The organism is Luteibacter sp. dw_328, from assembly GCF_018449605.1.
GTDB lineage: Bacteria > Pseudomonadota > Gammaproteobacteria > Xanthomonadales > Rhodanobacteraceae > Luteibacter.
This window is the reverse complement of sequence record NZ_JAAVUW010000002.1, coordinates 538524-557714: the sequence shown is the minus strand read 5'-3', so window position 1 is coordinate 557714 and position 19191 is coordinate 538524. Positions and strand designations below refer to the sequence as shown.

The 19191-nt window shown below is 63.8% G+C and carries 19 protein-coding genes; 11 read left to right on the top strand and 8 right to left on the bottom strand.

Features of this window, described 5'->3' with window-relative positions:
• Positions 1-36: 36 nt before the first annotated feature.
• Entirely contained in the window at positions 37-1353 is a 1317-nt protein-coding gene (rimO, locus tag HB634_RS07235; RefSeq protein ID WP_063574184.1) for a 30S ribosomal protein S12 methylthiotransferase RimO, read from the bottom strand.
• Positions 1354-2060: 707 nt separating this feature from the next.
• On the opposite strand from rimO, the gene HB634_RS07230 reads away from it, so the two are divergent.
• Positions 2061-2732, top strand: coding sequence for a dienelactone hydrolase family protein (locus HB634_RS07230; protein ID WP_213948104.1), 672 nt, complete (start codon positions 2061-2063; stop codon positions 2730-2732).
• Positions 2729-3151, top strand: a complete 423-nt coding sequence (locus HB634_RS07225; RefSeq protein ID WP_213948103.1) for an HIT domain-containing protein — start codon at positions 2729-2731, stop codon at positions 3149-3151. Before HB634_RS07230 ends, HB634_RS07225 begins: the two co-directional genes overlap by 4 nt.
• Positions 3152-3322: 171 nt before the next feature.
• On the opposite strand, the gene HB634_RS07220 is transcribed toward HB634_RS07225, so the two are convergent.
• From HB634_RS07220 to apbC, 3 genes are all read right to left on the bottom strand, one after another.
• Positions 3323-3844, bottom strand: coding sequence for a hypothetical protein (locus HB634_RS07220; RefSeq protein ID WP_063573582.1), 522 nt, complete (start codon positions 3842-3844; stop codon positions 3323-3325).
• An 86-nt stretch (positions 3845-3930) separates the two neighbouring features.
• Positions 3931-4497: a dCTP deaminase gene (dcd, locus tag HB634_RS07215; RefSeq protein WP_063573581.1), complete on the bottom strand. Its 567-nt coding sequence runs from the start codon at positions 4495-4497 to the stop codon at positions 3931-3933.
• Positions 4498-4554: 57 nt separating this feature from the next.
• Positions 4555-5640, bottom strand: a complete 1086-nt coding sequence (gene apbC, locus HB634_RS07210; protein WP_213948102.1) for an iron-sulfur cluster carrier protein ApbC — start codon at positions 5638-5640, stop codon at positions 4555-4557.
• 164 nt (positions 5641-5804) lie between these two features.
• Between apbC and HB634_RS07205 the strand changes: the two genes are divergently transcribed.
• The 4 genes from HB634_RS07205 (at position 5805) to nth (ending at position 9804) form a co-directional block, all read left to right on the top strand.
• Positions 5805-6257, top strand: a complete 453-nt coding sequence (locus HB634_RS07205) for a DUF2147 domain-containing protein (protein WP_063573579.1) — start codon at positions 5805-5807, stop codon at positions 6255-6257.
• A gap of 169 nt (positions 6258-6426) precedes the next feature.
• A complete protein-coding gene (metG, locus tag HB634_RS07200; RefSeq protein WP_213948101.1) occupies positions 6427-8535 on the top strand; it encodes a methionine--tRNA ligase in 2109 nt (702 codons plus the stop codon).
• A gap of 25 nt (positions 8536-8560) precedes the next feature.
• Positions 8561-9169: an RnfABCDGE type electron transport complex subunit B gene (locus HB634_RS07195; RefSeq protein ID WP_213948100.1), complete on the top strand. Its 609-nt coding sequence runs from the start codon at positions 8561-8563 to the stop codon at positions 9167-9169.
• Positions 9166-9804, top strand: a complete 639-nt coding sequence (nth, locus tag HB634_RS07190; RefSeq protein ID WP_213948099.1) for an endonuclease III — start codon at positions 9166-9168, stop codon at positions 9802-9804. The genes HB634_RS07195 and nth overlap by 4 nt, the downstream gene beginning before the upstream one ends.
• Before the next feature lie 156 nt (positions 9805-9960).
• Here nth and HB634_RS07185 read toward each other — a convergent pair whose 3' ends face one another.
• The 4 genes from HB634_RS07185 to HB634_RS07170 all read right to left on the bottom strand — a co-directional run bounded on the left by HB634_RS07185 (position 9961) and on the right by HB634_RS07170 (position 14316).
• A complete protein-coding gene (locus HB634_RS07185) occupies positions 9961-11478 on the bottom strand; it encodes a SulP family inorganic anion transporter (RefSeq protein ID WP_213948098.1) in 1518 nt (505 codons plus the stop codon).
• A 15-nt stretch (positions 11479-11493) separates the two neighbouring features.
• Positions 11494-12183, bottom strand: a complete 690-nt coding sequence (locus tag HB634_RS07180) for a carbonic anhydrase (protein ID WP_063572886.1) — start codon at positions 12181-12183, stop codon at positions 11494-11496.
• A 130-nt stretch (positions 12184-12313) separates the two neighbouring features.
• Positions 12314-12670 (bottom strand): hypothetical protein, encoded by a 357-nt coding sequence (locus HB634_RS07175; RefSeq protein WP_213948097.1) that lies wholly within the window; start codon positions 12668-12670, stop codon positions 12314-12316.
• Positions 12671-12930: 260 nt separating this feature from the next.
• Complete coding sequence (locus tag HB634_RS07170; RefSeq protein ID WP_213948096.1) at positions 12931-14316, bottom strand: carbohydrate porin; 1386 nt, start codon at positions 14314-14316, stop codon at positions 12931-12933.
• Between the two features lie 209 nt (positions 14317-14525).
• Between HB634_RS07170 and rnt the strand changes: the two genes are divergently transcribed.
• The 5 genes from rnt to pstB all read left to right on the top strand — a co-directional run bounded on the left by rnt (position 14526) and on the right by pstB (position 19189).
• Entirely contained in the window at positions 14526-15185 is a 660-nt protein-coding gene (rnt, locus tag HB634_RS07165) for a ribonuclease T (protein WP_063571064.1), read from the top strand.
• A 146-nt stretch (positions 15186-15331) separates the two neighbouring features.
• The gene (pstS, locus tag HB634_RS07160) at positions 15332-16348 is read left to right on the top strand and encodes a phosphate ABC transporter substrate-binding protein PstS (protein WP_063571065.1); all 1017 of its coding nucleotides are present in this window, start codon (positions 15332-15334) and stop codon (positions 16346-16348) included.
• 114 nt (positions 16349-16462) lie between these two features.
• Positions 16463-17494, top strand: a complete 1032-nt coding sequence (gene pstC, locus HB634_RS07155) for a phosphate ABC transporter permease subunit PstC (RefSeq protein WP_063571066.1) — start codon at positions 16463-16465, stop codon at positions 17492-17494.
• The gene (gene pstA, locus HB634_RS07150) at positions 17494-18363 is read left to right on the top strand and encodes a phosphate ABC transporter permease PstA (RefSeq protein ID WP_063571067.1); all 870 of its coding nucleotides are present in this window, start codon (positions 17494-17496) and stop codon (positions 18361-18363) included. The genes pstC and pstA overlap by 1 nt, the downstream gene beginning before the upstream one ends.
• Before the next feature lie 82 nt (positions 18364-18445).
• Positions 18446-19189 (top strand): phosphate ABC transporter ATP-binding protein PstB, encoded by a 744-nt coding sequence (pstB, locus tag HB634_RS07145; RefSeq protein WP_231873861.1) that lies wholly within the window; start codon positions 18446-18448, stop codon positions 19187-19189.
• Positions 19190-19191: the final 2 nt, after the last annotated feature.

Genomic DNA, 19191 nt, shown 5'->3' with positions numbered 1-19191 from the left:
GCGTGTCACGCGAGGGCGCCACATACCGCATGGGACTTACGCCAGACGACCGTAAAGGTCGTGTGCGTCGGCCTCTTCCACGAGCACGTCGACGAACTGACCCGGCTTGAGCATCTGGCCATCGTCGATGCGCACGGCACCGTCGATTTCCGGCGCATCGGCGCTGGAACGACCCCAGGCACCGTCGGCATCGATCTCGTCGATCAGCACCTTGATCGTGCTGCCGACCTTGCGTTGCAGCTTGGCCGCGGAGATCTCCGCCTGCACCGCCATGAACTGCTCGAGGCGGTCTTCCTTGAGCTCTTCGTCGATCTGGCCGGGAAGATCGTTGGCCTTTGCGCCGTCCACCGGCGAGTAGGCGAACGCACCGACGCGATCGAGTTCGGCTTCGCGAAGGAAGCCGAGCAGTTCCTGGAATTCCGCGTCGGTCTCGCCCGGGAAGCCAACGATGAAGGTGCTGCGAATGGTGAGATCCGGCACCTGGCGACGCCAGTTCTGGATACGCTCCAGCGTCTTGTCGACATTGCCCGGGCGCTTCATCAGCTTGAGGATGCGCGGGCTGGCGTGCTGGAACGGAATGTCGAGGTACGGAAGGATTTTGCCGTCCGCCATCAGCGGCATGATTTCATCGACGTGCGGGTACGGGTAGACGTAGTGCAGGCGCGTCCAGATGCCGAGTTCCGACAGCCCTTCGCAGAGTTCCGTCATGCGCGTGCGATACGACTTGCCGCGCCATTCGCGCTCGGCGTAGCGGACATCCACACCGTATGCGCTGGTGTCCTGCGAGATGACGAGCAACTCCTTCACCCCGCCCTTGGCCAGCTTCTCCGCTTCCATCAGCACCTGGTCGACCGGACGGCTGACGAGATCGCCGCGCATCGACGGGATGATGCAGAAGCTGCAACGGTGATTGCAGCCTTCGGAAATCTTCAGGTACGCGTAATGCTTGGGCGTGAGCTTCACGCCGATGTCGGGTACCAGATCGAGGAACTTGTTGCGCGTGGGCGGGATGGCCTGATGCACCGCGCTCATCACGCTGGCGTAGTCCTGCGGTCCGCTGATCGAGAGCACATCCGGATAGCTTTCGCGGATGAGTTCCGAACGCTTGCCGAGGCAGCCGGTGACGATAACCTTGCCGTTCTCGTGCAGCGCTTCGCCGATCGCGTCCAGCGATTCCTGCACAGCGGAGTCGATGAAGCCGCAGGTGTTCACCACCACGGCATCGGCCTCGCCGTAGCTCGGGACGATCTCGTAGCCCTCGACCTTGAGCTGCGTGAGGATACGTTCGGAGTCGACGAGCGCTTTCGGACAGCCGAGGCTGACGAAACCGACTTTGGGTGCGGCCTGGGACATTGCCGTGGGTACCGGGGTGTAGGAAGCCGAGCATTATAGCGGGTTGACGGCCGCAGGGCCGGGCGGTCCTTCACGCCCCTTCCGGCTGTATCCGGGCCCGCTGGGTAGGAGTCGATTCATCGGCGATAGGGTGCTCGCCCCCCCTGGCCGCTGCCGCGGGGATCGCCGATGAATCGGCTCCTACATGGCTTCGGCATGCCCACACGCTGGCTTCAACGCTTCAGCGTTGCCGCGCGCTTCCCGGCCCGTGCAGCCACCCTTTTGAGCTCACTCAGTAAGGTGATCGCGCCATGCCAGGAGTACGTCAACCACCTCGGCATCGTGACTTGGGTTAGGCCCCATTCCAATGTGCTCCGTGCTCAACCAAAGCAAATAATCGGCGACATCCTTTCCGTCTTCCGTGCCCTTGAGAAGCTGAAACACATGGGGGACATAGCTTTCATACTCGTCCCTGGCTTGGGGGACGCCGGCGACGCCGATCGGATCCCACACGTAGTGGAGGACTTCATCGATTCTGCGGAGGAGCTCTTTCTCTTGTGGCAGAAGTTCCAATGTCTGATCCCCGATCAGGCTTTCGTCGACGTCCGCTGTGGGTCGAAAGCGGACATGGCAGGTACGCAGCTTCGCTCATCTCTCGCCGCCACACCATGGACACTCTCCGCCGGTTACGCTTGGGGACCTTTCTCACAGCCACGGAGACCCACCCCATGGGCCGCACGCTAATCCTCGATACCTCCCGCCCTCACGAGAGCATGGACGCCTACCTGGCCGAGCCGAAAGGCAAGCCCAAGGGTGGTGTCGTCGTGATCCAGGAGATATTCGGGGTCAATGCCCATATCCGCAGCGTGGCCGACCGCTTTGCCGCCGAGGGCTATGTCGCCATTGCTCCTGCCCTGTTCGACCCGGTGCAGACGGGCGTGGAGCTCGGCTACGACCAGGACGGCATGCAGAAGGGCGTGAAATACATCTCCGAACTCGGCCTCCTGCGCCCCCTGCAGGATGTCGGTATCGCCGCCGCCCTCATCGCCGACCAGTACAAGGTCAAGGTGGGCACGGTGGGCTACTGCTGGGGCGGCACCGTGGCCGCGCTGGCGGCCCTGCGCCTTGGCCTGCCCTCGTCCAGCTACTACGGCTCGCGTAACCTGCCCTTCCTGACCGAGCCGGCCAGGGCCAATGTCATTTTCCACTTCGGCGAACGCGACCACTCGATCCCGCCGGAGATGGTGGAAAAGCACCGCGAGCTGAAGCCGGAGATGGACACCTGGGTCTACCCCGCCGATCACGGCTTCAACTGCGACGTGCGCGGCAGCTACGACGAGCCCAGCGCGAAGCTGGCCTGGGAGCGCACCCTGTCGTTCTTTGCGCGCGAACTGGCGTGAGCACACCGTTCGAACTCGATGCCCGTCTCGCTGGCGACACCCTTGTGGTCGGCGACCTGGCGCTCTGCCGCGTCCTGCTGATCCGGGACAGCCGCTTCGCGTGGCTGGTCCTGGTGCCTCGCCTCGCAGGCAGGGTCGAGGTCTCGGACCTGACGGAGGGCGATCGCGCCCTGCTCTGGCGGGAAGTCGACGCCGCCAGCGCCGCGCTCCGGGCCGTTACGCCCTGCGACAAGCTCAACATCGGCGCCCTGGGCAATATCGTGCGGCAGCTCCACGTCCACGTGGTGGCGCGCCGTGAGGGCGACGCCGCGTGGCCGGGGCCTGTGTGGGGGTCGGGCAGTTCCGAGCCCTATGCCGCGGGTGAGGCAGAGCGCCTGATCGATGCCATCCGCCAACGTCTCGCGCCAGCGCTCTCGTAGGAGCCGATTCATCGGCGATGGGGGTTGCGACACGGTTAGGGATCGCCGATGAATCGGCTCCTACCAAGCGAAAGCAGGGTCACCTGGGCTCCAAAGAAAAAGCCCTGCGGCGAGCCGCTGAAAGCGGTCGCGAGCAGGGCTCGTTTTTTGCGGAACGGTAACCCCTAGGGGTTAGCGCTGGCCGCCCGGCTGGACGTTGCCGCCACCACCGTTCTGCGTGTCATACGGGCTGCTGGAGGCTTCCTTACCTGCCATGCGATCAGGCAGGGCGCCCTTGTTCGGCGTGTCTTCCAGCTGACGAGCCTCGGACTCAACGGCGTTCAGGCGAACCAGCTCGCCCTTCTTGTCGTAGTAAACGGCGAAGTTGTAATCCAGCGCCATGCGAGCCATGAAGCCGAGATGGTTGTCACGGATCTTCGAGTCGTCGCTGGGCAGCACGAGGACGGTCTTGGGCAGCTTGCCCTGGTCCTTCAGGTAGGCGAAGTGGCTGCCGGTATCGGCGGCCGAGAGCACGGCACCGTCGACAATGAACTGGCCGCTCTTGTACGCCTTGATGGTGTAGTCGAACTGACCCTGCGTCGTGGCAATGTGGTCATTCTTCGAGGCGCCACTGTGGCAGCCGGCAAGCACGAGCATGCTGGCGAGAAGAATCGCCGCGGCGGCGCGGGCCATCAGGGTGGGAACTCGGATCATGCGTGTCTCCGTGCATTCAATAAGGCGTGGAAGGGGCGAGTTTAACCCGCGCCCGTGTCGGGCGCGTCTGCGACGTGAAGAGCCGTTCAGGTGCTCGGAAGCGTGACGCCGCGCTGTCCCTGGTACTTGCCACCGCGATCGGCGTAAGAAACTTCGCATTCCTCATCGGATTCGAGGAAGAGCATCTGAGCGACGCCTTCGTTGGCGTAAATCTTGGCAGGCAGCGGCGTGGTATTCGAGAACTCCAGGGTCACGTGACCTTCCCACTCCGGCTCCAGCGGCGTCACGTTCACGATAATGCCGCAACGGGCATAGGTGCTTTTGCCCAGGCAGATCGTCAGTACCTGGCGCGGAATACGGAAGTACTCAACCGTGCGGGCCAGTGCGAACGAGTTCGGCGGGATGATGCAGACATCCGAATGCACGTCGACGAAGCTGCGCTCGTCGAAGGCTTTCGGATCGACGATGGTTGAGTTGATGTTCGTGAACACCTTGAACTCGGCAGCGCAGCGGACATCGTAGCCATAGCTGGACGTGCCATAGGACACCAGGCGTTGGCCGTCGCGCTCTTTGACCTGGCCAGGCGCGAACGGCTCGATCATGCCGTGCTCCGCGGCCATGCGGCGGATCCACTTGTCGGACTTGATGCTCACTAACTGATCTCCCTCGCTGGAGCCGGAAAGGTATAGGAACGCCGTCGAACACGCCACTTACGTGTTCTGGATGACGATCTTGGGGAAGGAAATGGCCTTGTTGCGGGCCTGCAACGACAGCCGGGCCGCCGTCGAGCGCGCAATGGCGCGGTAGCGGGCCGTCAGGTCGGAGTCGGGGATGGCCGCCACCGTGGGCTTGCCCTCGTCCGACTGCTGCCGGATGCGGATATCCAGCGGCAGGTCGCCCAGGTAGGGGATGCCAGCCTCTGCCGCCATGCGCGCCCCGCCGCCCTGACCGAAGATGTGCTCTTCGTGGCCGCAGTTCGAGCAGATGTGCGTAGCCATGTTTTCGACCACACCCAGCACCGGCACTTCCACCTTGCGGAACATGCCCAACGCCTTGCGGGCGTCGAGTAAGGCGATGTCCTGCGGGGTCGTGACGATGATCGCGCCGGAGACCGGCACCTTCTGTGACAGGGTCAGCTGAATGTCGCCCGTGCCCGGGGGCAGGTCGATGATGAGGTAGTCGAGCTCCTCCCAGCGGGTATCCGTCAGCAGCTGCATCAGGGCCTGGGTGACCATGGGGCCGCGCCAGATCATTGGCGTGTCCTCTTCGATCAGCACGCCGATCGACATGGCCTGCAGGCCGTGGGCACGCATCGGCACGATGCTCTTGCCGTCCGGCGAGCTGGGCTTGCCGGTCAGGCCGAGCATGCGCGGCTGGCTGGGGCCGTAGATGTCAGCGTCGAGGATGCCCACCGTGGCGCCTTCGGCTACGAGGGCCAGGGCGAGGTTGACCGAGACGGTGGACTTGCCCACGCCGCCCTTGCCCGACGCGACGGCAATGATGTTCTTCACGCCCGGCAGGGGCGCCAGCTGGCCCTGCACCTTATGCGCGTGGACGCGCCAGGTGACCGACACAGCCGCCGCGTCGATGGCCGGATCGGCTTCCAGCGCCGCTTTCGCCTCGGCGGCGGCCCTCTCCACGTAGCCCACGGCCGGGTAGCCAAGCTGGATATCGACCGACACGCGGCTGCCGTCCACGCCCACGGCGCGAACCGCGGCGCTCAGCGCCTGACCGGAATGAGGGTCGATGACGCGATCGAGCAGACCGCGTACGAGGGTTTCGGTGAGCTGGGTCATGAGGAGTTTTGAGCAAAATCGAAGATCGCCCATTATGCCAGTGCGTGCCCGCTCCCGCCGGGCTTGCCCGTCAGGGCCGCCCTCTGGCGCGTTGCAGCTTGACGCCCGCAACGCGCCTCGTCAGGCTCCGGCCATACCTGACCGTATGGGGAGCCCCGCAACACATGAAGCCGCTGATCCGCGCCACCTTTGCCCTCGCCTTTGCCGCGAGCGCCCTCCCCGCCCTGGCCGCCACCGACACGCCGGTCGGCAAGTGGAAGACCATCGACGACGACACCCACCAGGTGAAGTCCATCGTGGAGATCACCGATAACGGCGGCCTGCTCCAGGGCAAGGTGCTCCAGGTACTCAAGCCCGACGACCCGACCGACATCCATCCGGTCTGCAAGAAGTGCGACGGCGAGCGCAAAGACAAGCCGATCGAAGGCATGACCATCATGTGGGGCCTGAAGAAGGACGGCGACGAATGGTCCGGCGGCCAGATCCTCGACCCGGCCAAGGGCAAGATCTACAAGGTCACGGTGAAGCTGGTCGACGGCGGCAAGAAGCTCGACGTCCACGGCTACATCGGCTTCTCGCTGATCGGCCGCAGCCAGGAATGGGTCCGGGCCGACTAAAGCAGGGCTTTTTGTGGGAGCCGATTTATCGGCGATTGGCGTCGCGGCTAAACCGCTCCGTTGGCTTTTCGCCGCTGAAGCGGCTCCCACATGTCCGTTTCGCCGCTGGAGCGGCTCCCACATTTCCTACATGCCATAATCCCCGGTCCATCAGCCGACCGCGCGAATCATGGCCCGCCGCATACTCGTAACGAACGCCCTACCCTACGCCAACGGCCCGCTGCACCTGGGCCACATGCTCGGCTATATCCAGGCCGACATCTGGGCGCGTGCGCATCGCATGCAGGGCAACGAGGTGTGGTACGTCGCCGGTGAAGACGCCCACGGCACGCCGATCATGCTCGCGGCCGAGAAGGTCGGTAAGACGCCGGAGGACTACATCGCGGACATCCGCGCGGGTCACGAAGCGGACTTCACCGACTTCCACTTCAGCTACGACCAGTACCACACGACGCACTCGCCCGAGAATCGCGAACTCGCGACCTCGATCTACACGCGTCTGCGCGACGCCGGTTACATCGCCCGTCGCGACATCCAGCAGTTGTACGATCCCGAGCGCGACATGTTCCTGCCGGACCGCTACATCAAGGGCACCTGCCCGAACTGCGGCACGCCCGACCAGTACGGCGACAACTGCGAGAACTGCGGCGCCACGTATGCGCCCACCGACCTGATCAACCCTTATTCGGTGATGTCCGGCGCGACGCCGATCCTGCGCGACTCGGAGCACTACTTCTTCGAACTGGGCAAGTTCGAGCAGCTGCTGCGCGACTGGTTCGCGGGCAAGCTCACCGGTGGAAAGCCGGTCGCCAACAGCGGTGTCACCGCGAAGCTTGCCGAGTGGCTCGACGGCGGCCTGCGCGACTGGGACATCTCCCGCGATGCGCCCTACTTCGGCTTCCCGATTCCCGACGCGCCCGGCAAGTTCTTCTATGTCTGGCTCGACGCGCCGGTGGGTTATCTGGCTTCCTTCAAGGCGCTCTGCGACCGCACCGACCTGCGCTTCGACGACTTCCTCGGCCCGGACAGCACGGCCGAGATGCACCACTTCGTCGGCAAGGACATCATCAACTTCCATGGCCTGTTCTGGCCGGCGATGTTGCATGGCGCGAAGATGCGCGTGCCGACGGCACTACACGTCAATGGCTACCTGACAGTGAACGGCGCGAAGATGTCGAAGTCGCGCGGCACCTTCATCCAGGCACGCACATACCTAGCGTCAGGCCTGGATCCGGAAGCGTTGCGCTATTACTTCGCGACGATGCTCAGCGCCACGCCGGTCGATGTCGATCTCGACCTGAAGTCGTTCGAAGATCGCGTCAACTCGCACCTCGTCGGCAAGTGGGCGAACATCGCCAGCCGCACCGCCGGGTTCCTGCATACGCATTTCGCCGGCAAGCTGGCCGATCGTTTCGACGACGAAGCCCAGGCGATCTGGCTCGACCTGCTCGCCCAGTACGACGGCATCGAGACGGTTTACGACGCGGATGATTTCGCCGAAGTCTCGCGTCGCTTCGTCGCCATGTCCGATGCCGTGAACGGCTATATTGCCGCCAAGGCCCCCTGGGTCATTGCACGGGACGAGGCGCGCCGCGACGAACTGCAGCAGGTCTGCTCGTTCGCGATCAACGCCTTCCGCCTGCTGTCCGGCATGCTCAAGCCGATCCTGCCGACGACCGTCGCCGCTGCCGAGGCTTTCCTGGGCGCACCGGTCGACAGTTTCGCCGACGCCCGCCGTGAACTGCATGGCCACACCGTCAACGCCTTCACACCGCTGTTCGGCCGCCTCGATCCGAAAAAGATCGAAGCCATGGTCGATGCATCGAAGGAATCGCTGACGCCCGCCGAGCAGGTCAAGGCGAATGCGCCTGCCGCCAAGAAACCGTTCAAGTCCAAAGAAGCCACCCAGCCCATGACCGATACCGCCCCCACCGCCGAGACGGCCGCCACCATTTCCATCGACGACTTCGCCAAGCTCGACCTGCGCATCGGCAAGGTACTGGCCTGCGAATTCGTCGACGGATCCGACAAGCTGCTGCGCTTCGAACTCGATGCTGGCCCGCTGGGCAAGCGCCAGATCTTCTCGGGTATCCGCGCGGCCTATGGCGAGCCCGAAAAGCTGATCGGTCGCAACGTCGTCTTCATCGCCAACCTCGCGCCGCGCAAGATGCGCTTCGGCCTCTCCGAAGGGATGATCCTCTCGGCGGGCGATGGTGGCGCGGACCTGTTCCTGCTCGACGCCGACCAGGGCGCGGCGCCGGGCGCCACCGTTCGCTGATCCACCCTTCGGCAACGCGCCAGCCATGACGCCAACGCTCGCCGACCGGATCGACGCACTGCTCCCGCAGACCCAATGCGAGCAGTGCGGCTTCCATGGCTGCCGTCCCTACGCTGACGCCATCGCCGCGGGCGAGGCCGGCATCGACCGCTGCCCGCCGGGCGGCCATGTCGGTATCGCGCGCCTTGCCGCCCTGCTGGATCGCCCTGTCGTCCCGCTGGACACCTCTCGCGGCGTCGAAAAGCCGCGCACGCTGGCACGCGTGATCGAAGCGGACTGCATCGGCTGCACCAAGTGCATCCAGGCCTGCCCGGTCGATGCGATCGTCGGTGCGGCGAAGTTGATGCATGCGGTGATCAGCGACCTCTGCACGGGCTGCGAGCTGTGCGTTCCCGCCTGCCCGGTCGATTGCATCACGCTGGATCCCATGCCACTGGCCCAGGCCGACGACCGCCGTTACGCCGACGCCGCACGCATCCACTTCACGCGTCGCGAGGCACGCCTGGGTCGGGAGCGCGCCGCGCGTGACGAACGGCTCGCCACCAGCAAGAGTGACGTCGCGGCACCGACCGCGCGAAACGCCGTACTCGAAGCCCTCGCGCGCGCCAAGGCGCGGAAAAAGGACAGCCCATGAAAAAGGCCGATGTGATCGAGATGTTCAGCCGTCTTCGCGAACTGAACCCGCACCCGAAAACCGAACTCGAATACACCACGCCCTTCGAACTGCTGTCCGCTGTCGCACTCTCGGCACAGGCCACCGACGTTGGCGTAAACAAGGCCACGCGCAAGCTCTTCCCGGTAGCGAACACGGCGCAGAAAATCCTCGACCTGGGCGTCGACAAGCTCAAGACCTACATCAGCACCATCGGGCTCTACAACAACAAGGCGAAGAACCTGATCGCCATGAGCCAGATCCTGGTCGACCGCTACGACGGTGAAGTACCGCAATCGCGCGAAGCCCTCGAAGAGCTGCCAGGCGTGGGACGAAAGACCGCCAATGTAGTGCTCAATACCGCCTTCGGCCAGCCGACCATCGCCGTCGACACACATATCTTCCGCGTCGCCAACCGTACTGGCCTCGCGCCGGGCGCCGACGTGCGCAAGGTGGAAGACAAGCTGGAGAAGGTGATCCCGAAGGAGTTCATCCAGGACGCGCACCACTGGCTGATCCTGCACGGGCGCTATGTGTGCAAGGCGCGCAAACCGGAATGCCCGAGCTGCGCGATTATCGATCTCTGCGCGTACAAGCTAAAAACAAAGCCTGACTAAGGCCGGCTTTCGTATTCTTGCAACACACGTCGAACCGACGACACCTTGCTCGGTAGGAGCCGATTCATCGGCGATAAGGCGTAGCTACGTAGCAACGCCCGTTCGCCGATGAATCGGCTCCTACAGAAGCGATTTGCCGGTGGGTCAGCGCATGGATCAGGCGGCCTGGCGGGAACCTTCGACGCGGCGATTCAGCTCCTTCCAGTCGACCACCAACTCACATCCGCGCTTGGAAGCGTTCTGGCCCCACTCGCGCAGCAGCTCCAGCGACGCCTGGTCCACGTGTTGCAGGCGGTCCATGACGACGCTCAGACGCGTGTTCGGCGGCACCGTGGCCAGCGTGCGCGCCATGCTCGGCACTTTCAGGAACGTCGCAGAGCCTTCCAGATGGAGCGTGGCCTTGCCCGGCTCGTCATGGTGTTCCACGTCCATGCGCATCTTCGAAGAAAGCAGCGCGAGGCGGAACAACGACAGGCCGAAGCCGACGATCACACCGGTGAGCAGATCGGTCGCGACGATGGCTACTGTCGTTGCGACGTAAACCGCCGCCGTACCCTTGCCGTAAGCGGCGAGATCCTTGATCTGCTTCGGGTTGACCATCTTGACGCCGGTGTAGACAAGAATGCCGGCAAGGCAGGAGACCGGAGTCATCCGCATCAGCCACGGCAGCAGCATGACGAAGGCCAGCAACCATGCGCCGTGCATGATGGCCGCCATGCGTGTCGCCGAGCCGGCCTGAACGTTCGCGGCACTGCGCACGATCACGCCGGTCATCGGCAACGCACCGAGGACACCGCAGATCATGTTGCCCACGCCCTGCGCTGTCAGCTCTCGGTCGTAGTTGGTACGAACACCATTGTGCATCCGGTCGACCGCCGCCGCTGACAGCAGCGTTTCCGCACTGGCGATGAAGGCGAAGGTGACCGCTGCGACCAGCAGCGACGAATCGAACAAGCCGAACAGGCTGCCCATGCTCGGCAGGCTCACCGCCGCGAAGAGGTTCGCCGGTACATCCACGCGTTTGACATCGAAGCCGCCGAACTGCGCTGCCAGGGTCATGGCGACCACCGCAAGCAAGGCGCCCGGGACGAAGCGCAGCTTCGCAGGCCGCAGCTTCTCCCAGAACAACATGATGGCAATCGTACCGAGGCCGATCATCAGGGCCGCCGGGGCCTGCCCTTCGGCTGCGCCGGTCACCGACTCCCACGCCGCTGCGGGAAGTGCGGCGAAATTCTCCAGGCCACGAGCCTTGGGAATGGCGTCGAGCAGCACATGCGACTGCGACGCCACGATGAGGATGCCGATACCCGACAACATGCCGGCCACGACGGCCGGCGAGGTCATGCGGAACCACACGCCCACCTTGCACAACCCGGCAACAACCTGGATCAGGCCGGCCAACAGCACGACGGGACCGAGGGCGGCCACGCCGTGCTCGCGCACCAGTTCGAACACCAGGACCGCGAGGCCCGCCGCCGGCCCGCTGACCTGCAGCGGTGAGCCGGCGATGGCGCCTACGATAAGGCCGCCGACGATGCCGGAAATCAACCCTGCGCTGGGCGGCATGCCCGACGCTATCGCGATACCCATGCACAACGGCAGAGCGACAAGAAAGACGACCACCGATCCTAGGAGGTCGCGGCCAAAGAGGCCCTGGGAAAAATAAGCGCGCATGAAAAGCTTCCTGGTTTAAGCGGCGGACGCGATCGGTTGCGGGGTCGAGAAGCGTGCATGCGGCGTGGCATCGGGCACGTTGGAATCCCTCGAATCCAGCGGACGGAAGCGTCCTTCGATCGGGTCGAAGGCGGTGATCTCCGTCTTCGCGATGTCGTAGATCCAGCCATGGATACGCAGGCTGCCGTTCGCCATCGCTGCTGCAACGGCTGGCAAGGTACGCATGTTCTCCAGCTGACCCACCACGTTCTCCTCGGTGAGGTAGCGCAACCCTTCTGCACCGTGGATAGTCGGACGATTCTTCTCGACCACATAGCGGGCGACGTCGGCGTGCTTCAGCCACTGCTCGACGGACGGCTTGCCCTTGAGCGCGGCCGGATTCTGCAGGGCCTTCATCGCGCCGCAGTCCGAATGGCCACAGATGACAATGTGTTGCACGTTGAGGGCAGTGACCGCGTACTCGATGGCGGCGACCACACCGCTCACGTGCTGTGCGTAGGGCGGGACGATGTTGCCGACATTACGGTAGACGAAGAGATCACCTGGCTGAGCGTTGAACATCAGCTCCGGCATGATGCGCGAGTCCGCGCAGGTGATGAACATGGTGTGCGGCGTCTGGACGGAAGCAAGGCGCGCGAACAGTTCGCGGTGCTCCGAGGTCATGTCACGACGAAACTCTTCGAAACCCTGGATGAGACGTTCCATGGCAATGCTCTCTCTTTAGCGAGGATAGGGTGGCGAGCGCGCACGCTCGCTGGCGACCGACTCGTGTCGGCACGCAGGGGAATGGATTCGGTGTTACAGGGCGTGCGCAGGACGCGCACGCGAGCTTCGATCAGCCGGCGATAGGGGGGCGCAGGTCGAGGCTGGGGTGATGCGCGTGCGGCGCCGGGGCCACATCAGAATGGCTGGCGGCAACAAGGTGCGGCACAGTCAGCACGTGCTCGGTGGGCACATCGAAGGTGTCGTCGAGGCCGCCGCTGTTGTCTTCAAGCGAGGGCAACGTGCTGTCTTCGGCGGGCGCGGAGCCGTCGTCGGCAGCCAGGGCCACTACATGGCCGGGCGTGCTGTCGTAAGCGGCGTCACGGTCACAAGGCACGGCCTGGACGCCCATGCATGCGACGAACAACGCGATGAACACGAAGAACGTGCTCGCGAAGCGGCGCAGGAAGGATGTCGGGGACGTAGCCATGTCGCCGAACGTACGCGAGGCATTGTGACAATCGCAAGTGCGGCGACGCAGCAAATTCAGACTTCTGCCTATTGCAACTCCGGAGGCGATGGGCCGCAATGGATTGCAGCATTTCTCCGCAATAAATCCGGTGGCTGCGATTCAGGAATTAGACGTCCATAGGGATCCGGCGGCTCTGAGACGATTCGCAGACAAAAGAAAACGGCGGGCTTGCGCCCGCCGTTTGTTCGTCCTTGAGGAGAACTCCGTTCCGATGCTCGTTAGAAGCTCAGCATGCCCCAGAAACCCACTTCGTTGGTCTTGTAGTGGTACGGGGTGGCGTACGGGCCGTCCAGCTTGTTGTGCTTGTAGACGAGCGCCAGCTTCAGGTTCTTCAGCACGTCGTACGAGACGCCGGCGTTGTAGTACTTGTCCTTGATCTTTTCCTGAACCTGGACAAGGTTGTTGTACTTGTAATCGAGGTTGTCATAGCGAGCGAAGACCGCCCACTGGTCGTAGAAGTGCCAATCGGCCCATGCCGAGTAGCCGTCGGCTTTGTCCTTGGTCGTGCCCGCCGCAGCGCCCACGCCCGGACCGGTGCCGGCGTACTTCAGGATGTCGTCCCAGTTCTGGGAGTGGAAATATTCCACACCCGCGCCGAAGTTCGAGTCGCGCCAGGCAACGAGCGCGTCGCCGCGGGTCGCCGTACGGGTCGGAGCACCGCCTTCGGTGTCGTTGCCGCGCTTGCCGGAGTAACCACCGACGGCGATGACCATCTGCTCGATCGGCGAGTAGCCGAAGCGGGCTTCCGTATCGACGCTGTTCGAGCGGCTCAGGTTGCGGTAGCCGCGACCGTTGACGACGGACACCTGGTAGTTGACCGAGTTGTCGCCGGTCGTGGCACCCAGAGCGTGGACACCCCAGTCGGACGAGTTGCCGAACGCGCCAACGCCGCCGGCGGTTGCGGTACCACCGCTACGACCACCTTCGAACGAACGGTCGGTGATGGTGTTCTCGACGTAGCGGTAGCCGTACCACTTCTCGACGAACGGGATCCAGGGCATGTCAGCCGCACCGAAGCGGACCGTGAAGAGCGGATCGAACTTGCCCTGCACGTAGGCCTTCTTCACGAACAGGCTGGTGGACGACAGCGACGACTGGTAGCTGAAGTCGGTGGTCAGGTTGGCCGACCAGGTGTCGTTGAACTTGTGGTCGACGGTCAGGTAGAAGCGCTTGACGTCGAAGCCGGTGCCGTTCGTGGAACCGTGGCCGTCCTTCTTGACGTTCGGGCCAGCACCGACCTTCTCGTCGTGCGTCTGGTTCGTCGCGTCGAAGAACATCGTGCCGCCGATCTTCGTGTTGTCGACGATCTTGTTCAACGCATCGAGCTTCTTCGAGAGGTCTTCGGTCGGCTTGGTAGCAGCGACCTGGACGTCGTTGACGGCCTTGGCGGTCTCGACCTGGGCGTCAGCCTGGGCTTCCTGCTTGGCCTGGAGGTCAGCGACCTGGGCCTGGAGCGCGGCGAGCTGCGCCTGCAGCTGCTGAAGGGTGGCGGCGTCGACCGTGACACGAGCCGGCGGCTGCGACTTGGTAGTCGCGGCGAGGGCCGAGAAGCTCGTCACGCCCAGACCGGCAGCGATGGCCACCGTGAGCAACTTGGAACGCATGGGATTTCTCCGCTAGGTATGGATTAAGTGTTTTCCCCTGTCCCCCTCCTGAGATCTTTGTGTCCGAAAAACCTCAAGCGGGGCCAACGGCGCGAAGGATGAGCCGCTGGCCTTACCGTTCCATGCCTTTTTTGTTACAGAATGACGACACGAGTACATCCGCTTAACGCGAGCGCCTCATAAGGCCCCGGGCTGATATCCTTTGCGGTATGGATACGACGAGTAACAGCACCGCTACGGCGATCGCCGGGCGGTTCAGGGGCTTCCTTCCCGTGATCGTGGATGTCGAGACCGGTGGTTTCGACTCCGAACGGGACGCGCTCCTGGAAATCGCCGTGGTCGCGGTCAAGATGGAGCCTTCGGGGCTTCTCGTGCCCCAGCCGGCCGTGGCGGCAAACGTGGAGCCCTTTCCGGGCGCCAACATCGACCCGCGCTCGCTGGAAATCACCGGCATCGACCCGGATCACCCGTTCCGCGGCGCCCTGCCCGAGCGCCAGGCGCTGGACCACATCTTCAATGCGGTGCGCGAGGCGGTGAAAGCCGCGGAGTGCCAACGTGCGGTGCTGGTCGGCCATAACGCGGCCTTCGACCTTGCCTTCCTTAATGCGGCGGTGCGGCGGGTGGGCCATAAGCGCAATCCGTTTCACCCCTTCAGCTGCTTCGACACTGCCACTCTCGGTGGCCTGGCCTACGGGCAGACCGTGCTGAGCAAGGCCGTGCTCGCCGCAGGCCTCAGCTTCGACAGCCGCGAAGCGCATTCGGCCATCTACGATGCCGAGCGCACCGCCGAGCTGTTCTGCGAAATCGTGAACCGCTGGCGCCGACTGGAGCTCTTCGAGCGCGACCAGACGACCCCGATCGCGGTCTGAGACATTTCGTAAGTTCCTGAATATGACAGCAAAGTGGCTGCTGTCATCCAGTTGAAACATTCAGTACGTCTCATTGCAACACGGCAGGGCTGGAATACAGCCCCGGGCGGGCTTCGCCTGACACTCATTCTTCCGAGGACTACTCCGTGTTCACACGCAAACTCCGCATCGCCGCGTTGGTCGCTGCTTCGCTGTTCGGCATGTCCGCTCAGGCCACCGACATCACCGGCGCTGGCTCGAGCTTCGTCTACCCTGTTCTCTCCAAGTGGTCCGCCACGTACGCCGAGAAGACGGGCAATAAGCTGAACTACCAGTCCGTCGGTTCGGGTGCAGGTATCGCCCAGATCAAGGAAGGCACCATCGACTTCGGCGCCTCCGACGCTCCGATGAGCGCCGAAGACCTCGCCAAGTTCGGCCTGGGCCAGTTCCCGGCAGTGGTCGGCGGCATCGTTCCCATCGTCAACCTGCAGGGCGTGGCCGCTGGCCAGCTGAAGCTGGACGGCGCCCTTCTCGCCGACATCTACCTGGGCAAGATCGCCCGCTGGAGCGATCCGCGCATCGCCGCCCTGAACCCGGGCGTCAAGATTCCGGACGTGAAGGTCACCGTCGTGCATCGTTCGGACGGTTCGGGCACCTCGTTCAACTTCACCAACTACCTGTCCAAGGTCAGCCCGGAGTGGGCGTCCAAGGTCAAGTTCGGCACCGCCGTTGAGTGGCCGGCCGGCGTCGGCGGCAAGGGTAACGAAGGCGTCTCGCAGTACGTTCGCCAGATCCCGGGCTCGATCGGTTACGTCGAATACGCTTACGCCAAGAAGAACGCGATCTCCTACACCCAGCTGCAGAACGCAGCCGGCAAGTGGATCGAGCCGAGCGCCGTCACCTTCGCCGCTGCTGCTTCGACGGCTGACTGGAAGAGCGCCAAGGACTTCAACCTGATCATGACCAATGCCCCGGGCGACCAGGCATGGCCGATCACGGCGACGACCTGGATCATCATGTACAAGAAGTCCAAGAACGCCTCGCACACCAAGGTCGCGTTCGACTTCTTCAAGTGGTCCATGGAGAACGGCCAGTCGCAGGCTGCCTCGCTCGACTACGTCGCCCTGCCGGACACGCTGGTCAAGCAGATCGAAGCCTACTGGGCTGCCGAGTACAAGAACTGATCCTTCTCGACAGGCCGGCTGACACATAAGCGGCCCAGAGTAGGAAACCGGGTCGCCGCTCCCCAGGGAGCGGCGACCCACACTTTTGCATAGGCCCGGGGAAACGCACTCATCATGCATGCGACCGTCAGCAGCAACGCTCCTACCACCGCGCGTGCGGAGGAAGCGGCGCGCAACGCGAGGGATACGCGCAACGACCGCCTGTTCGGAGGGCTGCTCAAGACCTGCGCCCTGATCGTCCTGGTGTCACTGGTCGGCGCGGCGGCGTCCACCCTGTGGCTGGGTCGTGATGCGTTCGCCACCTTCGGCTGGGGCTTCCTGACCAGCTCTGCCTGGGACCCGACCAACAACCAGTACGGCGCCCTCGTACCGGTCATGGGCACGGTGACCACCGCGCTCATCGCACTCATCTTCGCTGTGCCGGTCAGCTTCGGCATCGCCCTCTTTCTTACCGAGATCGCTCCGAACTGGTTGCGCGGTCCGGTCAGTTCCGCCATCGAGCTGCTCGCCGGCATCCCGTCGATCATCTACGGCATGTGGGGCCTTTTCATCTTCGCCCCGTTCGTCGCGACGTATATCAAGCCGTGGCTGATGAACAATCTCAGCGCGGATCCGCCGGACGGCAAGATTTCCTGGCTGGTCCAGCACGTACCGTTCATCGCCAAGTTCTTTTCCAGCGAATACCCGTTCTTCGGCGCGGGCGTGCTCACGGCGGGCCTGGTGCTCGCCATCATGATCATCCCGTTCATCTCTTCGGTGATGCGTGAGGTCTTCCAGACCGTACCCACCCGCCTGAAGGAGTCCGCCTATGCGCTGGGTTCCAGCACATGGGAAGTGGTCTGGGACATCGTCGTGCCCTACACCCGAACCGCTGTGATCGGCGGCATCTTCCTCGGCCTGGGCCGTGCGCTGGGCGAAACGATGGCCGTGGCTTTCGTCCTCGGCAACACGTTCAAGTTCACGCCGTCCATCCTCGAGACCGGCAGCTCCATCGCCTCGACCATCGCCAACCAGTTCGGTGAGGCGGAAGGCCTGCAGAAGTCGGCGCTGATGGCGATCGCCTTCCTGCTCTTCGTGGTGACCTTCATCGTGCTGACGATCGCTCGCCTCATGCTTCGCCGCCTGGCTTCGAAGGAAGGCTCCTGATGTCCGCCTCGCTCTACACCACGCGCCGCATCAAGAACATCGTCGCGATGATCCTGAGTGTCGTTGCCACCGGCATCGGCCTGCTCTTCCTGGCGTGGATCCTCTGGGAGACACTGAGCCAGGGCATCGCCGGCCTCAAGCCCGCGCTGTTCACCAAGATCACCGCTTACCGCGAGGAAGGCGGCCTGGCCAATGCCATGGTCGGCAGCCTGATCCTCAACGTGATCGGCATCCTCATCGCCACGCCGATCGGCGTGATGGCGGGAACCTGGCTGGCCGAATATTCGCGCCGCTCGAAACTCGGTCCGACCATCCGCTTCCTCAACGACATCCTGTTGTCCGCGCCGTCGATCGTGCTGGGCCTGTTCGTCTACACCATCGTCGTGCTGCCCTCGAAGTGGCTGACCAATGGCGACGTGACTTTCTCCGGCATCGCTGGCGGCATCGCACTGGCCCTGATCGCCCTGCCCGTCATCGTGCGCACCACCGACGAAATGCTGCGCCTGGTGCCGGGCACGCTGCGCGAGGCCGCGCTGTCGCTCGGCGTACCGCAGTGGAAGCTCACCGTGCAGATCCTGATCCGCGCCGCGCGGTCGGGTATTGTCACCGGTGTGTTGCTCGCCCTCGCCCGCATCAGTGGCGAAACGGCACCGCTGCTGTTTACGGCGTTCGGCAACAACTTCATGACGTTCAACCCGATCGACAAGATGCCGAGCCTGCCGCAAGTCATCTACGAATACACGAAGGACCCGAGCCCGGACATCAACACCCTCGCCTGGGCCGGCGCGTTCGTCCTGACCATGTTCGTACTGGCGCTCAGCCTCGTCGCCCGCTTTGTATTCTCGCGCTCCAAGGTGTCCCATGACTAACATGAACGAAGTCGCCTCCAAGCCGGGTTTCGGCACCTCGGCCCATGGGTCGGACGTCGATCTCGGCCAGGTGCCGGCGAAGATGACCGTGCGCGATCTCAACTTCCATTACGGCGAGTTCCACGCGCTCAAGAGCATCGCCATGGACGTGCCGGAGAAGAAGGTCACGGCCATCATCGGTCCGTCCGGCTGCGGCAAGTCCACCCTGCTGCGCATCTTCAACCGCATCTACGCGATCTACCCGAACCTGCGTGCCAGCGGCGAAATCGTGCTCGATGGGGAGAACATCCTCGACCCGAAGTACTCGCTCAACCGCCTGCGCAGCAAGGTCGGCATGGTGTTCCAGAAGCCCGTGCCGTTCCCGATGACCATCTTCGAGAACGTGGCCTATGGCATCCGCCATCACGAAAAGCTCAACCGCACGGACATGGAAGGCCGCGTGGAGCAGGCCCTGCGTGGTGCCGCGCTGTGGGACGAAGTGAAGGACAAGCTCAAGCAGAGCGCGCTCGGCCTCTCCGGTGGTCAGCAGCAGCGTCTGTGCATCGCCCGCGGGATCGCGCTGAAGCCGGAAGTGCTCCTTCTCGACGAGCCGACCTCGGCACTCGACCCGATCGCCACGAGCCGCATCGAGCAGCTGGTGGAAGAGCTGAAGAGCCAGTTCACCATCGTCATCGTCACGCACAACATGCAGCAGGCCGCACGCTGCTCGGATATGACCGCTTTCATGTACATGGGTGAGCTGATCGAGTTCGACCGGACCGAGAAGATCTTCACCAAGCCGAACAAAAAGCAGACCGAAGACTACATCACCGGCCGTTTCGGCTAAGC

What these genes read in the sequence shown, in the direction of transcription:
- HB634_RS07185 (WP_213948098.1), bottom strand. Translation starts at nt 11,478, where the DNA reads ATGCGCGCTTATTTTTCCCAGGGCCTCTTTGGCCGCGACCTCCTAGGA.
- pstB (WP_231873861.1), top strand. Translation starts at nt 18,446, where the DNA reads ATGACCGTGCGCGATCTCAACTTCCATTACGGCGAGTTCCACGCGCTC.
- HB634_RS07220 (WP_063573582.1), bottom strand. Translation starts at nt 3,844, where the DNA reads ATGATCCGAGTTCCCACCCTGATGGCCCGCGCCGCCGCGGCGATTCTT.
- HB634_RS07175 (WP_213948097.1), bottom strand. Translation starts at nt 12,670, where the DNA reads ATGGCTACGTCCCCGACATCCTTCCTGCGCCGCTTCGCGAGCACGTTC.
- apbC (WP_213948102.1), bottom strand. Translation starts at nt 5,640, where the DNA reads ATGACCCAGCTCACCGAAACCCTCGTACGCGGTCTGCTCGATCGCGTC.
- HB634_RS07180 (WP_063572886.1), bottom strand. Translation starts at nt 12,183, where the DNA reads ATGGAACGTCTCATCCAGGGTTTCGAAGAGTTTCGTCGTGACATGACC.
- HB634_RS07230 (WP_213948104.1), top strand. Translation starts at nt 2,061, where the DNA reads ATGGGCCGCACGCTAATCCTCGATACCTCCCGCCCTCACGAGAGCATG.
- metG (WP_213948101.1), top strand. Translation starts at nt 6,427, where the DNA reads ATGGCCCGCCGCATACTCGTAACGAACGCCCTACCCTACGCCAACGGC.
- rnt (WP_063571064.1), top strand. Translation starts at nt 14,526, where the DNA reads ATGGATACGACGAGTAACAGCACCGCTACGGCGATCGCCGGGCGGTTC.
- pstC (WP_063571066.1), top strand. Translation starts at nt 16,463, where the DNA reads ATGCATGCGACCGTCAGCAGCAACGCTCCTACCACCGCGCGTGCGGAG.
- HB634_RS07170 (WP_213948096.1), bottom strand. Translation starts at nt 14,316, where the DNA reads ATGCGTTCCAAGTTGCTCACGGTGGCCATCGCTGCCGGTCTGGGCGTG.
- HB634_RS07205 (WP_063573579.1), top strand. Translation starts at nt 5,805, where the DNA reads ATGAAGCCGCTGATCCGCGCCACCTTTGCCCTCGCCTTTGCCGCGAGC.
- rimO (WP_063574184.1), bottom strand. Translation starts at nt 1,353, where the DNA reads ATGTCCCAGGCCGCACCCAAAGTCGGTTTCGTCAGCCTCGGCTGTCCG.
- nth (WP_213948099.1), top strand. Translation starts at nt 9,166, where the DNA reads ATGAAAAAGGCCGATGTGATCGAGATGTTCAGCCGTCTTCGCGAACTG.
- pstA (WP_063571067.1), top strand. Translation starts at nt 17,494, where the DNA reads ATGTCCGCCTCGCTCTACACCACGCGCCGCATCAAGAACATCGTCGCG.
- HB634_RS07195 (WP_213948100.1), top strand. Translation starts at nt 8,561, where the DNA reads ATGACGCCAACGCTCGCCGACCGGATCGACGCACTGCTCCCGCAGACC.